Origin of the sequence: Bacillus sp. B-jedd (assembly GCF_000821085.1) — a bacterium.
GTDB lineage: Bacteria > Bacillota > Bacilli > Bacillales > Cytobacillaceae > Bacillus_D.
In genome coordinates this window covers 424,664-444,645 of record NZ_CCXR01000001.1, presented here as the reverse complement: position 1 = coordinate 444,645, position 19,982 = coordinate 424,664, and the positions used below count along the sequence as shown (strand labels likewise).

The window sequence follows — 19,982 nt, the reverse complement described above, 5'->3', positions numbered from 1 at the left end:
ACGACCGTGGCTCGATTTTTCCAAAGCTACGATCGAATAGAACTCATCTTATCGACCGCAGCTCCATTTTTCAGATGCTACAGTCGAATAGGAATCATCTTATCGACCGCAGTTCTATTTTTTTGAAGCTAGGGTCGAATAGAACTCCTCTTATCGACCGCAGTCCTATTTTTCCGATGCTACGGTCGAATAGAACTCCACTTATCGACCGCAGCTCCATTTTTCCGATGCTACAGTCGAATAGAACTCCTCTTATCGACCGCAGCTCCATTTTTCCGATGCTACGGTCGAATAGAACTCCTCTTATCGACCGCAGCTCCATTTTTCCGATGCTACGGTCGAATAGAACTCATCTTATCGACCGCAGCTCGATTTTTACGATGCTACGGTCGAATAGAACTCATCTTATCGACCGCAGCTCTTTTTTTCCGGAGTTAAAGTCGAATAGAATTCCTCTTATCGACCGCAGTCCTATTTTTTCGAAGCTACGGTCGAATAGAACTCCTCTTATCGACTGCAGCCCTATTTTTTCGAAGCTACGGTCGAATAGAACTCCTCTTATCGACCACAGCTCGATTTTGATGAAGTTACAGTCGAATAGAACTCCCCTCATCGACCGCAGCTCAACTTAAAAACATTTTCAGAAACTTCAGTGTGTTTTTATTTCTTTTTTTTCCAAAAAAGCGCTAAACTGAGGAAGACGAAATAGGAAGAGAGGTACATACGATGAGTGATTTTCAAACACGGTTGGAAAAGTACGCAGAGCTTGCGGTCAAGGTTGGCGTTAACGTGCAGCCGGGCCAGACACTGGTTATGAACGCCACCCTAGATGCGGTGGATTTTGTGAGGGCTGCGACGAAAAAGGCATACGAAGCAGGCGCATATAATGTTGTTGTCAATTGGACGGACGACACGGTATCCCGCCTGAAATACGAGCTTGCTCCTGAGGAATCGTTCAATGAATATCCGAAATGGCGTGCAAAGGAAATCGAGGATCTTGCCGAAAACGGCGCGGCTTTCATGTCAATCGTTTCTTCAAGCCCCGATCTTCTGAAAGGCATCCAGCCACAGCGCATTTCCAACTTCCAGAAGGCAGCTGGCACAGCTCTAGCCAATTACCGAAGGATGATTCAGTCAGACAAGGTCAGCTGGACAGTCATCGCGGCCGCTTCCCCTGATTGGGCAGCGAAAGTATTCCCGGATGCGCCTGAATCCGAGCAGGTTGAAAAGCTTTGGGACGCAATCTTCACGGCGGTCCGTGTCGACAGCGAGGATCCTGTCCTTGCCTGGAAACAGCATGACGAAACCTTACACGAAAAGGTGCGCGTCCTGAATGAAAAACACTTTAAGTTCCTTCATTACAAGGCACCTGGAACCGACTTGACTATCGAGCTTCCAAAAACGCATCTTTGGGTCGGTGCAGGAAGCATCAATGAACAAGGCGTTGAATTCATGGCCAACATGCCGACAGAAGAAGTCTTCACTGTGCCATTGAAGACAGGCGTAAACGGCGTTGTTGCCAGCACGAAGCCGCTCAGCTACGGCGGCAACATCATCGACAACTTCAGCATCACTTTCCAGAATGGGAAGATTGTCGATGTAAAAGCCGAGCAGGGCGAGGAAATTTTGAAAAGGCTAGTGGAAACCGACGAAGGCTCGCATTATCTTGGAGAAGTGGCTCTCGTCCCATACGATTCGCCGATTTCCCAATCAAATGTATTGTTCTTCAACACGCTATTTGATGAAAATGCGTCAAACCATCTCGCCATCGGCAGCGCGTATGCGTTCTGTATTGAAGGTGGAAAAAAGATGAACTCCGAACAACTGGCTGAGGCCGGCTTGAACGAAAGCCTCACTCACGTCGACTTCATGATTGGTTCAGCCGAAATGGATATCGACGGCATCACCGAAGACGGCCAGTCCGTCCCAGTGTTCCGCGCGGGCAACTGGGCAATTTAAATATTTCTTATTGAAACAAGCAGGCGGCATACTTTACCGCCTGCTTGTTTTTGTTTATCGGTCATTAATTTTATAAAAAAATTCCTTAAGCGATGGAATTCCCAGAGTAATATAAACATTAACGACTTTAGAACGCGAAAGACCTTTCGCCCGCTGCTGTTCACGTTCTAAATTGTCCTTTAGAACGCGAAAGACCTCTCGCTCACTGTTGTTCGCGTTCTAAATCGTCCTTTAGAACGCGAAGGAACTCTCGCTCACTGCTGTTCGCGTTCTAAATCGTCCTTTAGAACGCGAAGGTCCTCTCGCTCACTGCTGTTCGCGTTCTAAATCGTCCTTTAGAACGCGAAAGATTTTTCGCACACCGCTGTTTGCGTTCTAAATCGTCCTTTAGAACGCGAAGGTCCTCTCGCCCGCTGCTGTTCGCGTTCTAAATTGTATTTTAGAACCCGGAGGAACCCACAACCGCCACTCTTCGGGCTCTAAGTCCCCCTTTACAGCCCGAAGCACTCACTGCAACTGACGCCCGGGCTCTAAGTCTTTCTTTACTGACCGAAGCACCTCCCAACAATAGGCGCTCGGGCTCTAAGTCCCCCTTTACCGCCCGAAGCACTCCCTGGCAACTGGCGTTCGGGCTCTAAGCCCCCTTTCTAGCTTCGCCCGAAGCACCTCATGGCAACTCCTGTTCTTCCCCTGGAATAAACAAATCAATGACAATCCGCCGGATACTTGTTAAAGTAAGTCATATCATTTATTACGGGGGATTTTGAACATGCTTAACGATTTTAAGAAATTTGCAATGAAGGGGAATGTCATGGATCTTGCTGTCGGGGTGATTGTCGGGGCGGCTTTTGGCAAAATCGTCACTTCCCTTGTAGAAGACATTATGATGCCGCTCATCGGCCTGCTGATGGGTGGCATTGACTTTACCGGGTTAATGATTAAATTTGGAGGGGCGAAAATCAAATACGGCGTCTTCCTTCAATCCATTACCAACTTCCTCATTACCGCCTTCTCCATCTTTTTATTCATAAGAGTGATCAACCATTTCCGCAATAAAGAGGAAGAGGCAAAGGCGGAAATAAAACTGGATAAATCCGAAGAACTGCTCACCGAAATCAGGGATCTTTTGAAAGCACAGGCAGCAAAGGGTGAGGAAATCAGGGAAGAAAACTAAAATTATTTTGCAAAAAAAATGAAACCTTTCAGCTTTAATTTCGTAAAAACACTATCAAAAATTTTCTGAGGTGAAATCATTCATGTATGCACAAACAAGCACTGACTATTTACCGTCCGTGATGAGGACATTCGCCATGTCGATTGCTTTCGCGATGCTTGGCGCGATGGCGGGCACCTACGTTCCACCGGCTTTATTCCTGCCACTCGTCATTCTCGAAGTGGGCATGCTCCTCTTCGCCTTCCTGATCCGCAGGAAACGGTCGATTTCCTATACATTTCTGTATGCTTTTACGTTTATTTCCGGGATAACCACTTACCCGATTGTCAGCCACTATGCTTCCCAGGCCGGCGGCAGCATTGTCCTGCTTGCCCTTGGAACGTCGACGGTAGTTTTTGCCGGAATTGGTGTTTACGCGACGAAAACAAAGCGTAATTTCTCATGGCTCGGCGGGATGCTGATGGCTTCCCTGCTTGCTATGATTGCGATTTCGATTTTCAATATGTTCTTCCAGCTTAGCTCGACAGGTATGCTTGCCTTTTCGTTCATCGGCGTTCTTGTGTTCAGCGGCTATATCTTATATGACTTTAACCGCATGAAGCATTACGGCGTCACAGCCGAGGAAGTTCCTCTCATGGCGCTTAACCTGTATCTCGACTTCGTCAACCTGTTCGTCAGCCTGCTCCGGATCTTCGGAATCCTTGGCAGCGACGATTAATCACCATAGAAGAAGGCAGGCCCATCCCCCCGGGCCTGCCTTTCACTATTTAAAGAACGAATTCCGTTTCTTCCCGCGCAAAATATCCCCAGACCAGCCTTTCTTTCTAAGAACAATGTACAGCACCAATGTTGAAATGGCAGTCAGGGCGAGTGCGAATACATAGCCATATTTCCATTCGAGCTCCGGCATATTCCGGAAGTTCATGCCCCATAAGGCTCCAAGGGCGGTGATCGGTGTAAACAGTGTCGTCAGTACGGTCAATGTTTTCATAATCTCGTTTCCGCGGTGCGAAGAAACGACTTCTTCAAGCTTAATCAACGTATCAATTTCCGCCTGATATTCATTGATGACATTGAAGCCACGCTCAATCTTCAGGCAAGTCCGTTTGTATTCCGCCTTCCCGGACGCCTTTTCAGCAAAGGCTTCTTCCATGGCAATCTTAATTTCCTTCAAGGGAATCATTAAATGCTTCAGGACTAGAAGCTCGTGGCGGCATTGGTAAACCTCCTCGAGGATGCCGATGCTGTTTTCTTTTTTTACCTTCCAGAACAGGTCATTAAGCCTGACTTCGAACGGGTCGATTTCAATCAGGCTGCTTGTAGTGATCTCACCGAGAAGGACGGAAAACCCTTCAAGCGCGTTGTCGCAATTCCCCATCTGGACCCTCATCAGATTATAATCCCTTTCTCCTAGTACTGAAAAATCAAGTCCGCTGGTTACCATGAATTTCTCCGCAAGGAAAAAGTGGAATACATGGTTATCTTCTTTTTCCGAAAGATCCTGTTTAAAGACAAGGGAACCGGCAATCCATTCCGCTCCTTTGTAAAAGGTATCAATGACAATACTATTTGTATTCATCTCCGCTGACTTTTTTATCCAGCCGCTAATATTGTAAGACGCTTTTTCCAGAGCGAGCTTATTTAAACCCTCTTCCTCCCCAGGTAAAAATTCATGCCACTCCCATGCGCCGTTTTTGAAAATATGGTTCATGTCCTGCCACTTCCCGTCCGTTCTATTCATACTGTTATCTTAAACATCCCCAAATGTACCTATTTCAAAACTTCGTATGGCTAAACAAGGTCATTAAGCAAACAGCGATTAAGGATAAGTCTAATGTATTTTATCTCAGTCATGTTTTTGTACAAGGTCGACGGGGTAATATAAAGAATACTTCAGAGAGAGAAAATCCTTTAAGGAGTTGAGTTGAGAATGAAGGACAATACACGCTATTTACTTGCAGGTGTCGGCATTGGAGCATTGCTATGGTATGCATGGAAGCCGTCCAAAGAGGATTTAAGAGGAATGGTCGATACAGTCGCAAACAAACTCCCAATCGGGAAAAACAGTAATGAACCTGTTGTCGCAAAAGCCGGCCTGTCGGACCCGATGGACCTTGATGACAACAAAATGGTCAGCGAAGGGTCGCAATACGGTGTCCACTACTACAACAAGAATGAGCAAGATAACGCCTAAAGGACTCGTTTCCTTTAGGCTTTTTGTTTTTTGGACCCTTTTTCTGCTAGATATGGAGGAATTTAAGGATGGGCTATTTATTTATCTTAATCTATATCGGAATCATCCTGCTCGTCATTGAGCTATGTACAAATATCGTTGAATTGACAGGCCTTGAAAAACCGGTCGCCCGTTTTCAAGTCATTTCAATGCTTACGAATACCGGTTTTACAACCGGGGAATCAGAACTCATCATCACCCATCCAATCAGACGTCGCCTAGGAGCTTTTCTGATTTTATTCGGCGCATTCTCCCTCGCCGTTATCATCTCGGCAATCAGCGGCATTTTGCAGAAGAACTTTCACATCCAGGAAGTCGGTATTATTGCCGGCATCCTCCTTCTGCTTCTGCTGATTTTAAAGCTGCCCTTCATGCATAAGAAGCTCAAGAAAAAGCTGCACCAAGAGATGGAGAAGAGTTACAAGCTGGAAGAGCTGCCAATCAAAGATGTCCTTTTGCAAAATGATGAAGACGACTTTATGGAAATCCATGTCCATGAAGAGTCAGGCTTAATCGGCAAAACCATAAAGGACGTGATCAAGACCGAGGAAGATATCAATGTTCTATTTATCATGCGGGGCGAGGTCATGATTCGCCACGAACGCCATGACGAGAAAATCCGGGAAGGCGACATGATTTACCTTTATGGGGATAAAGATTGTCTGCAGAGAAAATTCGCGAGTGAAATTGAAGCGCATAAGGAAAAGCTTGAAGAAAAAGCGGAAGCGAAAAATAATACGCCTTTATGAATAGATTCGGAATGCAGCCTGCTTTTGCCAAACCTTCATCAATAAAAAAATAAAGACTAGTTTTTCTGAGCAGCGATCCCCGAAATGACTAGTCTCTTTCCTATTTCAACTTTATGAAACCTTACTTTGCCACATTATGCTTAAACGCATAAATGACGGCCTGAGTCCGGTCCTGGACCTGAAGCTTTGAAAGGATGTTGCTGACGTGGGTTTTGACCGTTTTCAGCGCAATGAACAACTCATCGGCTATTTCCTGATTGGTTTTGCCCTCCGTCATTAATAACAGGATTTCCATTTCCCGTTCAGTCAGCTCCTCATGAGGAAGGAGCTCTTTTTTCTGGCGCATTTTCAGCATCATTTTGCCAGTAACCTCAGGTTCCAAAATCGACTGGCCCTGGTATGTAGCACGGACGGCGTTGGCAATTTCACTTGCCTTCGAGGTTTTCAGCATATAGCTCGTGGCACCAGCTTCAAGGGCGGGGTACACTTTTTCGTCATCAAGAAAACTTGTGACAATAATGACTTTTGCCTCGGGCCATTGTTCGATGATTTGGCGGGTTGCTTCTATCCCGTCCATTTCCTTCATCACAAGGTCCATCAGGATAATGTCGGGCCTGAGTTCAAGTGCCAGCTCCACACCGCGCTTTCCATTGTCGGCCTCGCCGACCACTTCGATATCCGGCTGTGCTGACAAGTACGAAGATACTCCAATCCGCACCATTTCATGATCATCGACAAACACGACTTTAATCATTTTCCCCATCCCCGTTCGACACAGCCGGAATCTTCACTTCAAGCCGCGTCCCTTTATTTTTTACCGAGACAATTTTCATTGTGCCGCCAATTTCAAGGGCCCGCTCATGCATGTTTTGCAGACCATAGGCGCCCGCCTTCCTATCCTCTTCGTTAAACCCGACTCCGTCATCGGCCACCCGTAGGATAATCAGCCCATCCCTTTTAATGAGCAGTACTTCCAGTGAACTTGCTTTTGCATGGCGGAGGGTATTCGAAACTGATTCCTGGAGAATACGGAACAAATGGTCCTCGACCCCCTTATCCATGGCAAAATCCTCGGCCTTCCACTGAATTTCAATTGTCACCTTTTGGGCAAGCTCGCCGAGAAGGTCGGCAATCCCTTCCTGCAGCGATTTGCCTTTCAGAGCCGCCGGCCGTAGATGAAGGAGAAGCGCCCGCATTTCAATTTGCGACTGGTGGATCATCCCTTCCACAAGCTTCAGCTGCTTGGCTTCAGCGCCTTCATCATCTTCCTTCACTTCTGTGATGGCCGACATGAGCATGGAAGCGGCGAAGAGCTGCTGGCTCACAGAATCATGCAACTCGCGCGCAAGCCGGTTCCGTTCCTGCGAGATGATTTCCTGAATCCTTATTTCCTGGTCCTCGGCCTTTTCAGTCGCAAGCCGCTGCGATAGCTTCGCTTTTTCTGACAGCTGCCAATTCAGCTTGCGGAATCGCTCATCAATTTGCTTCATTTCAAAAAGCGAGCAGTTTTCTTTAAGCTCCGCCTGATGGCCATCCTCAATCTGCCGAAGAGACTGGTCGATTAGATTAAGCTGGGTTTTCCAGTACATGCCCGAAATCAAGCCAAACAAAATTCCAAATGCCCCACTCGACGCAGGGATAAAAATAATGAAAGGAATGCCCATTAATTCTCTTTTCCAGAGGGCTGACCATTCGCCAAGCGGAAAAACAACAAAAAACGCCGCCGAACTGATGGCTGCTACAAGAAACGCGAACCCGAGGCTCCACAGCACCTGCCGTTGAATCGCACTCATATCCGGCTCACCTCGAGGTTCCCGACAATCAGTGAAGTGAAAATCTTTACCTTCTGGACCGATTGGTCATAATCAGCTGTTTTCAGTTGGAAAACCTGGTTGAAGACCTTAGACTCCTCATGGCCAAAGACGGTGGTCGAACCTGCGACAACGGAGTGATTGATGCTCACTTCTAATTCATATGGAACAAGAATCTGGATATTCCCGACAAAGTTCCTGATGAAAATAACCGTTTCCCCCTTCGGAAAAAGGGTGTAGCTTAAATCAACGACCGTATCGCCAAGGCCTGCCTGAATATTGATATCATTCCATTCATATACCTGTTCGGGGGTTTTTTGCTGGCCGAACAGAATATTATCAAAAAGCGGCTTTGTCCGTACCATCTCGGCAGCTTGCCCTTCGTTTTCCGAAATCTGAATCGTCGGCGCAATACGTTTTGGGGACTTTTTCGCCTGGATGAATTGTATGAAAAAAAGAGCCAGCATCCCGATCAAAATAAGCTTTAGAGCCATCATATTCAACAAGCTAGCGCCCAGGATGACAATTCCCGCCCAGAAAAGGAATCTTCCGAACTTGGCAGGCGATTTCTTCCGTCCGATATAAATCATGGCCCCTGAAAGGAAGAGGGAAAAGATCAGGCCGCTATTGAAAAAAGCCAGCTCCAAAAGGAGAATGATTCCGCCGCCGAAAACCAGCCAGCCCATATAATCTCCTGTCATTTTTCTGTCCATCCTTCTTCCTCCCCGTAAAGCCTTAAGTTCTAATTTTTTCTGTCCTCTTTAGAATAGCATTTGGGACAATTGTTGTCTTTAGTTTCTGGAATGAAATGCGGGCCGTAAGTTTCGGCCCGCACCCCTTTTATTGCGCGTCTTGCCGGCTTTCCTGATTATTCAGGTCTTTTTCAAGCTGTGCGATGCGCGAATCGATTGTGTTCCGGATATAAGAGGTATTCACTTCGTTTTCAATATTATCGAGGTAGCTTTCGATTTCCCTGAAACGGTCTGCGGACTTCATTTCCCCGGCTTCCACAACCTGATTGATCTGATGGTTTGCCCTGCTCATGTTTTCGCGGCCCATCAACTCAAGCCTGCGGATTTTCATATCCTTCAGCTTGTGCTTCATTTCCTCGTAACGTGCTTCCAGTTCATCCAACTGGCGGGCTGCCTGTTCCATCGCGCTTTCAAGCCGGATGGCACGGTCTGCGAAATGCAGATGCTCCCTTTCAGCGAACTCCTGTAATGCCGACTCGCCCGCTTTAGCAGCAATATCTGCCTGATGCTTCCGCTTTTCGGCCATCTCTTTCGCCTGGCGGTATTCGCGGGTGAATTCTTCCTTCAATGCATGCTGCCGCTCCACGAGCTTAGCTACCTTTTCCGTTTCCTTTTCACATTGGCGCAAATATTCATTCAGCATCCCAATCGGGTTGTTTCTTTCCTTTTTGTCCAGCACTTCGTTCAAATCCGCCATAATGGTATCTTTTAGTTTTGTAAATAAATTCGCCATTTTATTTGTCTCTCCCTTACCTTAATAGTTTTTATGCAAGTCGTCCCATTGCCTTTCAAAATTCACAAACGGATCGCTGCTTGTTTCTTTGACTGGTTCAGCATACTTTGTTTCATTCCACTTTTTGTACACGAGGTACAGGACATATGCTGCCGCGACGCCCAATAAAGCCGGCGCATTGCTCGCCACGGAAGCCAGGACAATCAGGCCAATAAGGGCTAGCCCTACTCTCGCGCCAGTAGAAGTTGTTTTGAGGAACTGCTTCATCACAAAGTACAGGATCGCCAGGCTGATCACCATTCCTGCAATCGGGCCGATAGTGGATAACAGAACCATTGCGGCGATTCCTCCCGCCAAGAGTAAACCAAATTTTTTCATGTTCGTTTCCTCTCCTTTCATGTCTCTATCTTACCTGTGGCGCGGTTTTTCCATAACGTGCTTCAGACAGATTTTCATCTAGGACCTGGGACCGAGAGAGGGCGGGACTGACTGTTTTTGCAAAAAGAAAGCACCCGTTCATGATGAACGGATGCTGAAAAGAATTGCTACTTCGAAATGAACATTTGCGTCCAGTAGTGGCGCTGCGAACCACCGGCGGCATAGCCGACGCCAATCCGGGTATAGCCCTGGTTCAAGATATTCGCCCTGTGGCCGGGTGAATTCATCCAGGCGCGGACCACTTCGGCGGCGCTTGTCTGTCCGGCCGCGATGTTTTCACCAGCCGACCTGTAAGCAATCCCGAAATTTTTCATCATCGTGAATGGAGAACCATATGTAGGGCTTGTGTGTGAGAAATAACCCTTGTCCCTCATATCCACTGACTTATACCTCGCCACTCTCGAAAGCTCCCAATCATGCGTCAGCGGCTTGAGCCCATACTTGGCCCGCTCCTGGTTCGTCAAACTAATCACCTGCTGCTCCACGCTTTTGGCACCCACAGTTGGAATGGTCACTTTTTGCCCGGGATAAATTAAATTCGGATTTTTGAATTGCGGGTTTGCTCTGATGATTTCCGATAAGCCTACCTGATAACGGACGGAAATCTTCCAGAGTGTGTCACCGCGTATGACCGTATGGACAGTCTGCGCATGCGAAACGACCGGCGCCACGATGAAAGTCAGTACCATCAGCATAAGTAACATGAACCCTTTTTTCATATTATCGCCTCCTCGGGATAGATTGTGTTTTTTGCGCAAAAATATACCGGGAACAAAGCGATTCATGGTTATTCTTTTTGCTGGCGGGAAAACAGATAAAGGGAACCATTTCCCTGGCTTGGTAATATTCACAAACGAATGCTCTGTAGGAGGCGCTTTATGGAAAACCTGTCTTGGCTGGAACTAATTCTTCTTATTTTGGCGAGCTATCGCCTGACCCATCTGATTGTTTTTGACAAAATTACGGAATTCATCCGCAAACCGTTCATGAAAAAGAAAAAAGTAGAAACCTCTCACGGGAGCGAGATGAAGGACGTTCCAAAGAACTTATTCGGCTACCTGCTCAACTGCTACTGGTGCGCTGGCGTCTGGAGCGCGATATTCCTCGGGGGAGGCTATCTCCTTTTCCCAAAACCGTTCCTTGTTCTCGCGCTGATACTTGCCATTGCCGGCGGCCAGTCCGTCATTGAAACCTTCGTTGGGGTCAACATTAAAAAGGTCGCCTACTATTCCGCGAAAGAGCATGAAAATAAAGCTCCTGCCGCCGACCCTCCAAAAGAAAATCCGAAAGGGTAACGAAAAAACTCGCCGGTTGGCGAGTTTTTTTATGATGCAGTTCGAAATAGATTAATCCGTATCCATTTTAATTAAATCCCACGAAGATACAATCCCAATCGGCTTTTCCTTAAATGATCCGTTATCCGTTATGATGACCGCCTCCAGCTTGTTCTCTTCCTCCGAGCGCGAGTCATACAGGTCCTGCAATTCAAATATATTCATTTCTTTGGAAACGATTTTCACCGTATTCGTTTTTTCGTGCTTCTGGACATCCCGGAGCTTTTGCCCAGCGAGGTCAATTTTCGACCCTTCAAGTCTGCTGGCAAAATATCTTCTCAGCCCGCTTTCTGTCATCAAAAACTTAAAGTGGCCATCCTCGTAAATCGGATACTGGGTAAATTCATGGCCCTCCATCTCCTCCAGTGCAACCTTCACCTCTTCATCCGCATCGAATGTCTTCACTGGTTTGGAAGCCACAGTCAGGATTGACGGTGGTACCTGAAGAAATTCAGCGATGCTCTCTATTTGCTCAACAACCTCAGGATGAGGCTCGGCGATATAAAAATTCTTTCTGCTTTTCTCATGGACAAGCGCGTTCCGGAGCCGCGCGTAGCTTTTCAAATCATCGAAATAGCGGCGAATCGGCGCATGCCTGTTTTTCACTTTATGAAGAAGCTCGAGGAACTGGTCAGTGTCCGCGTTCCGTTCGAGTTTTTTTAATTCAGTATGGATTTGGTTGAACGCCACCTCAAAGCGTTCCGACCTCTCCCTTTGTCGTTTGATCTCTTTTTGTTGATCGGCCATTGGCTGCCTCCTTGAATTTTTTGGCTTCTATTGTTTATTTACCAAAGTTGAGGCGGAATTGAAACATAATGAGCAAAATGCGCGCCATTCTGACTGGGGAATGCGTCGGTTAAAACGGGTTATGCGTCAGTTCACGAGGTTTATGCGCCCATTCTGACTGGCTTATGCGTCAGTTCATGGGGTTTATGCGCCAATTCAACCGGGGAATGCGCCAATTGTCAGAGCGTATCCACGAGTTCGAAAGGTTTATTATCCAATTCTAGAGGTTTATTATCCAATTCCACTGGTTTATTATCCAATTCCCGAGGTTTATTATCCAATTCCAATAGTCTATTATCCAATTCCAATAGTCTATTATCCAATTCCAGGGGTTTATTATCCAATTTCGCTGGTTTATTATCCAATTTCGCTGGTTTATTATCCAATTCCGCTGGGGTGTGCGCCATGCCCTCCGGCTATGCGTCATTCCAACCGGGTATGCGTCATTTCAACCAGGAAATGCGCTTATTCACGGGGCGTGTACGCCAACCCAACTAGGGTATGCACCAACCCACGGGGCGTGTGCACCAATATACCAACAAAAAGATGCAGTCCAATTCAGTTGTGAATTGGACTGCTAATGTGTAATCGAATTAAGTTTTTATAATTGAACCCGCTATGCTAATTTGTGTTCGAATTAAGTTACTCGAAAGCATAACCCGTTATATGAAAAAACGGGGGCGTCCATATCATTTACTTGCGAACCGATTCCCGGATGGCATCCTCAAACTGGCTGATGATATCATCTGCGTGTTCAATGCCGACCGAGATGCGGACGACCTGGCGGTTAATCCCTAAAGCGGCGCGGGCTTCCGGCGAAAGAGCCCGGTGGGAGGTGACTTCGGGATGGGACACGGTTGATTCAACGCCCGCCAAAGTCGGAGCGATTTTAATCCATGAAAGTGCCCGGAAAAATTCATTCATATCAGCCTTTTCGGAAAGCTCGACGGTTACCATGGCGCCAAAGCCATCCTCACCGCCCTGGTCGAAAGGATAATAGACCTTTTTAACATCGGCATGATCCTTGAGCGCCAGTGCGAGTTTCCTTGCATTCGAGGACTGGGTTTTCATCCGGAGCGCGAGCGTCTTTAGGCCGCGAACGGTGAGCCAAGCCTCGAATGGGCTAAGATTAGAGCCAAGATTTGCTATTTTACTGCCCGCTTTTGCAATCAAATCTTCTCTGCCGACGACGACACCCGAAGTAACGTCGCTATGGCCGCCAATATATTTCGTCGCGCTATGAACAACAAGATCAGCGCCAAGTTCAAACGGGCGGACATGAAGCGGCGTTGCGAAAGTATTGTCAACGAGTGTCAGCAAGCCCTTCCCTTTTGCAAAATCAATGACAGCTTCTAGATTCTCGACGCGGAGGAGCGGATTTGTGATTGATTCCGTATAAATGAGGCGGGTATTATCGCGAATCTCTTTTTCCACGTTGGAAAGGTCGGTAAACGAAACAAAGGTCGTTTCAATGCCGAGATCCTTCAATTCTTCCTTCAGCATATGATAGCTGCCGCCATATACGTCATCAGCGGCAATAATGTGCTCCCCGCTTTTGACCGCAGCCAGAACCCCCGCGAGGATGGCTGAAAGCCCAGATGACGCAGCGACACCCGCTGGTGCCTCTTCCAGACGGGCCACGGCCGCCCCAAGCTCGTCCGTGTTCGGATTGCCGACCCTCGAATATAAATAATGGCCGCTGCCCTCGTAAAAGCCTTCAAGTTCATCGAGGTCCTTGAATGTGAAAGCCGAAGTTTGGTAGATTGGCGTTACCTTGCTCTTGATTTTACGTTCCACTTTTTTGTCCCCATGCAATACTTTCGTTTCAAACTCCCTTGCCACTTCAGCCACCTTCTTCCTATTTATGTTGGTGAGTATATCAGCCCCGGCAAGCGCCGTCAACGGGAATATTACGGGAAGCGAAATACTGAACCAGCCCAATCGTAAGGATATATTTGGTATACTTTTGAAAAGGGGGATGGACATGAGGAAGAAAATAATCATACTGATTGGGACAGCAGCAGCGGGGTTCCTATTTCTAACTGGCTCGCAGTCCTACTTTCATTATAAAGAAATTAATTTTGCCACAGATAAATGCTATGAAGTTGGCGGCAGCCCGGTTGTGGAAACTAGTTTTTTGGCGCTTAGCTATTCATTTTCATGTGAAAAATGACCTCTTACCAAGAAGGTCATTTTTTATTTTCAGCAAAAGGAAATTAGAGTTATTTTTCCAAAACAGGGAACAATAAAGTGAACTTTGACTAGACTTTTGCAAAGAAGAATGCAGGCCCAGAAGGAGGAAAAACATGAGCGGACAAAAGTATCCAAGGTCTTATTGGCGGGAGATTGAATTGCCCAAGTTCAACAGGCTGGAAGGTGATCATTCCACAGATGTCGTCATAGTCGGCGCCGGGATGACCGGAATTACGACCGCCTATTTGCTTACTCAGCAAGGAAAAAAAGTCACCCTCATTGAAGCTGGCAGTGTGCTCAACGGGACATCCGGACATACAACAGCGAAAATCACTGCACAGCACGGTCTCCTTTATGATGAACTGATCAGCCATTTCGGCGAGGAGAATGCAAAGCTTTATTATGAATCACATAGTGACGCGCTTGGATTCATCCGCAGGACGGTCACGGAGCAAAACATCGATTGCGATTTCAGCGATCAGGACGCAGTCATTTATTCGGTGACGGATGAATACAAGCAGAAAATCGAGACCGAGGCGGAAGCCTATAAGAAGCTTGGCATTCCAAGCGAGCTACGCGGCAGCATCCCATTCGATATTGAAGTGAAGAACGCTTTGGTGATGAAGGATCAGGCCCAGTTCCATCCGCTGAAATATTTACGAGCCCTTTTGAAAAAAGCGGTGGATGCCGGCTGCCAGGTGTACGAGAATACAGTCGCCAAGGATATCACGGTTGAAGGCGGAACGGTCCTGCACACGAAGGACGGCCAGAAAATATCTTGCGACCATGTGATAATTGCTTCCCATTGGCCATTTTTTGACAAGCGGGGCCTTTACTTCGCAAGGATGTATGCCTCCCGCTCCTATGCGATTGGAGTGAAGTCGGACAAGGAATATCCCGGGGGAATGTACATCAGCGAGGATTCTCCGACGCGGTCGATCCGCTATACCCCGCATAACGGGGAGAAGCTGCTGATTATCGGCGGGGAGAACCACCGGACGGGCAAAGACGAGGATACGGAAAAGCATTATCAGGCGCTGTCTGACTTCAGCGGGCAAGTCTTCGGAAACGGCGACTATACGTACCGCTGGTCGGCGCAGGACATGGATACGCTAGATAAACTGCCGTACATTGGACCGTTGAAGGATGGTGAGGAAACGATTCTTGTCGCGACCGGTTATAAAAAGTGGGGAATGACGACAAGTACACTCGCCGGCCATATTTTAACTGATTATGTGTTGAATCGAGAAAGCCCATATAAGGACTTATACCACCCATCAAGGTTCGAGGTTGACCCGTCTCTGAAGAAAGCGGTCACCTTCAATGCGGAAGTGGCAGGCCATCTTGTGAAAGGGAAGCTGGAATACATTCCGAAGAGCCTGGATGATCTTGAGGTTGGCGAAGGGGGCGTTGTCCTGGTTGATGGAAAGCGCGCCGGGGGCTACAAGGATGAAACCGGGAAGCTGTATCTTGTTGACACGACATGTACCCATATCGGCTGTGAATGTGAGTGGAACAGCGCCGAGAAGTCATGGGACTGTCCGTGCCACGGTTCGCGCTTTGCGTACAACGGCGATGTCATTGAGGGTCCAGCGATTGAATCGCTAAAGAAACTTAAAGGTTAATTTAGCGGATGAGGCAATTCTTTTAGGATTGCCTTATTTTTTTGCAAAAAAGAACAGCCGCACTCCCATGTACGGCTGTTCCTCTATATTATGGCTTCATCGCCATCCAGCTTTCAAGATAGTGGATTGCGAAAGTCAGATTCCCTCCGACCTGCGCGAGTTCCCCTTCCATGTAAGCCTTGCCTTCTTCGTAAAATGTAATGAAATCCCCTTCTGAGGTTGCGCCCGTTTCGACGCCAATAATCAGCGTTTTGCCGGCGGCGTTGGCCATCTGGAGTTCAGTACTGATAATATTGGCGATCGCTGGCGCAGTATCGCGGTACGCCATGATGGTTGGGGAGTCGACCGTTTGGATTACCCAGTTGGCAAGATTCCCTTTTCCGATTTTATTATTGTAGGAATGCTCATCGAACCAGAAAGGCATATCCGCGCCAATCGGCAATCCAAGCTGTCGTGCCTGGCTTTTCGCATTCAACAGCAAGTTCTGATAGGCCAGAACGGTGGCTTTGTAATTGGAAGTCCACCCGCTGTACAAATACGGCTCTACATCCAGGTGGATGCCGGAAAACTTCTCCGCAGGCAAGGCTTCAGCCTGATACGTTTTCACCCAGCCCATCAATTGGTTCAGATAAGTTGTTCCGGAACCGGACACCCAGTTCGGGGCTCCATCCAGGGCATGGACTTTTATTCCCAGCGCCGAAGCCTTGGCGATGAATTGTTTGTATGAAGTGATGCTGATGTTTCGGTTGATTTGGAGGTAAACCTGATTGGCGTTATTTTCTCCGAGGAAAGCCAGCACTTCATCCGGCTGGGTTTCAATCAGAGTTGTGTTCCAAAGCCAGGTTGCCCGAGGCGTCCCCTCAGCCTGTACAAATGAATTCCCCAATGTTCCCGCCGCCAATAACAATAAAATTGCACATAAAAAAGTTTTACGCAGCATCATTTTCTCTCCTTTTTGAAAATGTCCCCAGACATCCAAAAAGAAGTCCGGCGGCGTGGCAGCCATTCGGTTTCCCGGGCAGGCCCATCGCTTTGCGTCCCTGTCTTTCGGCAGGTTTGCCTTTATCTTTCTCCAGTATAACGGGATTGTGGAACAGGAAAAATAGACCAAATGAACTAGAATGTGTGGCAATTTTTAGCAAAATAAACAGCCGCCCCATGGATGGGCGGCCTTTTCCTCTTAGTCATCATTCGGGCGGTTGCGGATGACCCTGTCCTGCCCGGTCGTAAACTTCACCAGCTCCGAACTCGTCTTGCCAACCTTCTTGTTATTGTTAACCTGCGCATTCCGGTTTCCGAGTTTCTTTCTGCCCATCGTAAACACATCTCCTTCATCAGGAAGTGTTCTTAGTGTAGGCCAGGGTTGCCGATTTCATCCCGGGAAATTTTTCAACCCTTCATTCCAGGCCGGTGGTAATTTTGCCAAAATCAGGCGCCTTCCGATAGAAGGTTTCCTGCTCAAATGCATAGGCTAACTGGATCAGATCCGGTTCACTCCAAGCCGTCCCGGCAAATGTGATGCCGACAGGCTCTCCTTCCTCTGTATAACCCGCTGGTACAACGACGGATGGATAGCCGGCTCGCGCTGAAATATCCGCTCCCTCCGTGTGCGGGAAAACAATCGCATCAAGATTGTGCTCAGCCAGTACAAAGTCGATGCCATTTTCCTTCGCATGATATTCATTAAACTCGAGGGAATGGACGTATGCTTCTTCGTATAATCCTCCGCTCGTCGCTTCAGACCCAATCAGCACTTCCTGCCCATATTTAAGCATCTCTGCTTCATTTTCCGTGTTGAATTGAATGACATCGGCAAGCGAACGGATTTTTGCCGCTGGACCGAGCCCTTTCAGATAGGCGTTCAAACCGGTTTTGAATTCAAACGTCAGCACTTCCCAATCCCATTGCTTTTTTGCGGAAGGGATCGAGATTTCTACGATTTCAGCGCCGAGTTCCTTCAGTTTATCGATTGCCTTCTCAACGACCGCTGCTCTGTTCTCGCCAGCTTGTTCAACATAATGCTCGCGTGCGAAGCCAAGCCTCTTTCCTGACAGGCCCTTCTCCAAAAAGACGGTGAAGTCGAATCCAGGAAGACGGCTGGCAAGCGTTGCCGGGTCCTCCGGATCTTCCCCTGACAGGACTGTCAGCAAAATGGCAGCATCTTTGACCGTCCGCGCCATTGGGCCGGCTGTATCCTGGGTATGGGCAATTGGAATGATGCCCCTCCTGCTGATGAGGCCGACTGTCGGCTTAATTCCGACAAGGGCATTTTGCGCGGATGGGTCCAGGATTGAACCGGACGTTTCCGTTCCAACCGCCACCGCGGCGAAATTCGCGGCAATCGCGGCGCCCGAACCTGAGCTCGATCCGCCCACATCGAACCGTTCTGGCCCGTATGGATTCAATGTCTGGCCGCCTCTTGAGCTATAGCCGCTTTTCATGCCAATCGCCATGAAATTCGCCCATTCGGTCATGTTTGTTTTGCCAAGAATCACCGCCCCTGCCTCACGGAGCCTTCTTGCAACTTCAGAGTCTTTCAGCGCATAAGAGTCGGCCAATGCCTTTGAACCAGCGCTCGTGTGCATGTTATCCCCTGTGTCAATATTGTCCTTCAGAAGAACCGGGATGCCATGCAGCGGACCCCGCGGGCCTTTCAGCTCGCGCTCGGCATCCAAGGCGGCAGCAATCTGGATTGCGTCAGGGTTGATTTCGAGAACAGACTTCAACTCAGGGCCTTTTCTGTCCAACTGGGAAATCCGGTAGAGGTACATGAGGACAAGCTCCTTGGATGTCAGGCTGCCCTCAGCCATTTTTCCCTGCAAGTCAGCGATGGTCGCTTCCTCAAGCCATGTATCGTGTAAATTCTTTAATTTAGGATTTTGCAAAATAATGCCCCCATTTCCTTTGCTCGTTCACTTAAAAATTCGTGACGCCGGCAATAGAATCCTTTTTTGACAATAATTAATTCTCCCGTGCTTCCGGTTCGTAAATATTGATGGTTTGTTCATCAATCAGATTGAGATGCACGGTCCGCTGTACAATTGTACCGCTATCTTCCATGTTGAATTGTAGCAAGATTTCAAAGCTCGGTTCCGCCTGGCTTGGAATGATTTCCGCTACCGATAACGTTCTATAATCGATTTTCGAGTAATAAGCCATCAGTTCTGAAAGCTCTTCTTCACGCTCAGGGGAAAAGGCGAGTTTTTCCACCTCACTCCTATTCCCTTGCTTCATTGCATGCAGATAGAGAATGAATTTTTCGGATCCTTCCTGGGATTCGGTTGATTCAAACACCTTCTCATATACAGCGCGATAATAAGGTTGTTCATGAATCAGTGCTTGTGCATTAATCGGTTCAACTGTTTTGGGATGCTCAGCTGTTTTTGGCTGGGTGATTTCCTTATCCGGAGCCTGTGAAAGGACGAGCAGGATTGCAAGAAATAAAAGCGCCGAAATGCCCAATCCCCCTTTTAAATCCGGGAACCTCTTTCGCCGGGCAGCTGGAAATTCATTAACTAGCCTTTTCTTTAAAGAGTGAACAAACTGCGGGTCAGGTTCAAGATCTGGCCTGTTTGCCAAATCGAGAAGAAACCCGTGTTCATTTTGGTGCGATGCCTGATGCTTCATCATCTACCCACCCCTCCTGAATTTTCAAATCCCATTTAAGCTTCTTTAAGGCGCGGTGATAATCCACTCTAACCTTTGACTCGGACCATCCAAGAACTTCCGCTGTTTCCTTTGTGCTCATTTCCTTTAGAGCCCTGAGAATGACCACACTTCGATAAGCCGGCTTCAATTTCAAAAGGGCTACCTGCAATTCGGTCCAGTTCTCTCGATTAATAACCGCTTTTTTCGTTGAATCGATGTTTTCCTGTTGGCGGCCAGAGAGCCTTTTAGGCAAAAGGCTGATTAATTTCTGTTTCCTGAATACATCCATGCATGTATTCCGAGCGATTGAAAGTATCCACGTTTTCGGATTATCAGTGTCCATTAATTGACTGAAGTTTTTCATCACCTTTATGAATGTGTCCTGGGTGATGTCCTCCGCTTCCTGGCGATTATTGTAAAAAACAATGCAAAATGGTATACATCCTTGAAATAAAAATCATAGAGTTTCTCAAATTGCAGACGGTCTATATCCAACAGCCCCCTCTCTTTATTAATAAGTCGTTTGGGAATGGAATTTGTATCAACT

22 protein-coding genes and 1 riboswitch are annotated in these 19,982 nt (G+C 47.6%); of the genes, 8 read left to right on the top strand and 14 right to left on the bottom strand.

Translation table 11 applies throughout. The features are described 5' to 3' along the window. Nucleotides 1-726 precede the first annotated feature (726 nt). From BN1002_RS02175 to BN1002_RS02165, 3 genes are all read left to right on the top strand, one after another. Nucleotides 727-1,959, top strand: coding sequence for an aminopeptidase (locus BN1002_RS02175; protein ID WP_048823413.1), 1,233 nt, complete (start codon nt 727-729; stop codon nt 1,957-1,959). Nucleotides 1,960-2,728: 769 nt separating this feature from the next. Further along, nucleotides 2,729-3,133 carry a large conductance mechanosensitive channel protein MscL gene (gene mscL, locus BN1002_RS02170; RefSeq protein ID WP_048823412.1) on the top strand — a complete coding sequence of 135 codons (405 nt, stop codon included), beginning with the start codon at nt 2,729-2,731 and terminating at the stop codon, nt 3,131-3,133. A gap of 82 nt (nt 3,134-3,215) precedes the next feature. Beyond that, on the top strand, nt 3,216-3,851 hold the full coding sequence (locus tag BN1002_RS02165) for a Bax inhibitor-1/YccA family protein (RefSeq protein WP_048823411.1): 636 nt from the start codon (nt 3,216-3,218) through the stop codon (nt 3,849-3,851). Between the two features lie 45 nt (nt 3,852-3,896). Here the strand turns inward: BN1002_RS02165 and BN1002_RS02160 are convergent, their stop codons facing one another. Beyond that, nucleotides 3,897-4,874, bottom strand: a complete 978-nt coding sequence (locus BN1002_RS02160; protein WP_082036077.1) for a magnesium transporter CorA family protein — start codon at nt 4,872-4,874, stop codon at nt 3,897-3,899. 189 nt (nt 4,875-5,063) lie between these two features. On the opposite strand from BN1002_RS02160, the gene BN1002_RS02155 reads away from it, so the two are divergent. Together BN1002_RS02155 and BN1002_RS02150 are read left to right on the top strand one after the other, a co-directional pair. Further along, nucleotides 5,064-5,327: a hypothetical protein gene (locus BN1002_RS02155; protein WP_048823410.1), complete on the top strand. Its 264-nt coding sequence runs from the start codon at nt 5,064-5,066 to the stop codon at nt 5,325-5,327. A gap of 68 nt (nt 5,328-5,395) precedes the next feature. Beyond that, nucleotides 5,396-6,115 carry a TrkA C-terminal domain-containing protein gene (locus BN1002_RS02150; RefSeq protein ID WP_048823409.1) on the top strand — a complete coding sequence of 240 codons (720 nt, stop codon included), beginning with the start codon at nt 5,396-5,398 and terminating at the stop codon, nt 6,113-6,115. Nucleotides 6,116-6,236: 121 nt separating this feature from the next. On the opposite strand, the gene BN1002_RS02145 is transcribed toward BN1002_RS02150, so the two are convergent. The 6 genes from BN1002_RS02145 to safA all read right to left on the bottom strand — a co-directional run bounded on the left by BN1002_RS02145 (nt 6,237) and on the right by safA (nt 10,568). Then, the gene (locus BN1002_RS02145) at nt 6,237-6,869 is read right to left on the bottom strand and encodes a response regulator transcription factor (RefSeq protein WP_048823408.1); all 633 of its coding nucleotides are present in this window, start codon (nt 6,867-6,869) and stop codon (nt 6,237-6,239) included. Then, nucleotides 6,862-7,908, bottom strand: a complete 1,047-nt coding sequence (locus tag BN1002_RS02140) for a sensor histidine kinase (RefSeq protein WP_048823407.1) — start codon at nt 7,906-7,908, stop codon at nt 6,862-6,864. Before BN1002_RS02140 ends, BN1002_RS02145 begins: the two co-directional genes overlap by 8 nt. Then, nucleotides 7,905-8,639, bottom strand: a complete 735-nt coding sequence (gene liaF / locus BN1002_RS02135) for a cell wall-active antibiotics response protein LiaF (protein WP_048823406.1) — start codon at nt 8,637-8,639, stop codon at nt 7,905-7,907. Before liaF ends, BN1002_RS02140 begins: the two co-directional genes overlap by 4 nt. Before the next feature lie 127 nt (nt 8,640-8,766). Then, nucleotides 8,767-9,411, bottom strand: a complete 645-nt coding sequence (locus BN1002_RS02130) for a PspA/IM30 family protein (protein WP_048823405.1) — start codon at nt 9,409-9,411, stop codon at nt 8,767-8,769. A gap of 21 nt (nt 9,412-9,432) precedes the next feature. After that, entirely contained in the window at nt 9,433-9,789 is a 357-nt protein-coding gene (locus BN1002_RS02125; protein ID WP_048823404.1) for a lmo0954 family membrane protein, read from the bottom strand. Between the two features lie 167 nt (nt 9,790-9,956). After that, nucleotides 9,957-10,568 carry a SafA/ExsA family spore coat assembly protein gene (gene safA / locus BN1002_RS02120; RefSeq protein ID WP_048823403.1) on the bottom strand — a complete coding sequence of 204 codons (612 nt, stop codon included), beginning with the start codon at nt 10,566-10,568 and terminating at the stop codon, nt 9,957-9,959. Between the two features lie 159 nt (nt 10,569-10,727). Between safA and BN1002_RS02115 the strand changes: the two genes are divergently transcribed. Next, the gene (locus BN1002_RS02115) at nt 10,728-11,144 is read left to right on the top strand and encodes a DUF1360 domain-containing protein (protein ID WP_048823402.1); all 417 of its coding nucleotides are present in this window, start codon (nt 10,728-10,730) and stop codon (nt 11,142-11,144) included. Nucleotides 11,145-11,195: 51 nt separating this feature from the next. On the opposite strand, the gene BN1002_RS02110 is transcribed toward BN1002_RS02115, so the two are convergent. Continuing rightward, nucleotides 11,196-11,930, bottom strand: coding sequence for a CBS domain-containing protein (locus BN1002_RS02110; RefSeq protein ID WP_048823401.1), 735 nt, complete (start codon nt 11,928-11,930; stop codon nt 11,196-11,198). 732 nt (nt 11,931-12,662) lie between these two features. Further along, nucleotides 12,663-13,811: a trans-sulfuration enzyme family protein gene (locus BN1002_RS02100; RefSeq protein ID WP_048823399.1), complete on the bottom strand. Its 1,149-nt coding sequence runs from the start codon at nt 13,809-13,811 to the stop codon at nt 12,663-12,665. Nucleotides 13,812-13,953: 142 nt separating this feature from the next. Here BN1002_RS02100 and BN1002_RS02095 point away from each other — a divergent pair, with 142 nt between their 5' ends. Both BN1002_RS02095 and BN1002_RS02090 read left to right on the top strand, forming a co-directional pair. Beyond that, entirely contained in the window at nt 13,954-14,142 is a 189-nt protein-coding gene (locus BN1002_RS02095; RefSeq protein ID WP_048823398.1) for a hypothetical protein, read from the top strand. Between the two features lie 133 nt (nt 14,143-14,275). Then, nucleotides 14,276-15,787, top strand: coding sequence for an FAD-dependent oxidoreductase (locus BN1002_RS02090; RefSeq protein WP_048823397.1), 1,512 nt, complete (start codon nt 14,276-14,278; stop codon nt 15,785-15,787). An 88-nt stretch (nt 15,788-15,875) separates the two neighbouring features. Here BN1002_RS02090 and BN1002_RS02085 read toward each other — a convergent pair whose 3' ends face one another. The 5 genes from BN1002_RS02085 to BN1002_RS02065 form a co-directional block, all read right to left on the bottom strand. Next, nucleotides 15,876-16,730, bottom strand: coding sequence for an amidase (locus BN1002_RS02085; protein ID WP_148362714.1), 855 nt, complete (start codon nt 16,728-16,730; stop codon nt 15,876-15,878). Nucleotides 16,731-16,773: 43 nt separating this feature from the next. Then, nucleotides 16,774-16,858: riboswitch (cyclic di-GMP riboswitch) on the bottom strand. 109 nt (nt 16,859-16,967) lie between these two features. Further along, nucleotides 16,968-17,102, bottom strand: coding sequence for a hypothetical protein (locus BN1002_RS24330; protein ID WP_269429778.1), 135 nt, complete (start codon nt 17,100-17,102; stop codon nt 16,968-16,970). Nucleotides 17,103-17,184: 82 nt separating this feature from the next. Then, nucleotides 17,185-18,672, bottom strand: coding sequence for an amidase family protein (locus BN1002_RS02075; RefSeq protein ID WP_048823394.1), 1,488 nt, complete (start codon nt 18,670-18,672; stop codon nt 17,185-17,187). Between the two features lie 76 nt (nt 18,673-18,748). Further along, the gene (locus BN1002_RS02070; protein ID WP_048823393.1) at nt 18,749-19,417 is read right to left on the bottom strand and encodes a hypothetical protein; all 669 of its coding nucleotides are present in this window, start codon (nt 19,415-19,417) and stop codon (nt 18,749-18,751) included. Further along, a complete protein-coding gene (locus BN1002_RS02065) occupies nt 19,386-19,802 on the bottom strand; it encodes an RNA polymerase sigma factor (protein WP_331386284.1) in 417 nt (138 codons plus the stop codon). The genes BN1002_RS02070 and BN1002_RS02065 overlap by 32 nt, the downstream gene beginning before the upstream one ends. Nucleotides 19,803-19,982: the final 180 nt, after the last annotated feature.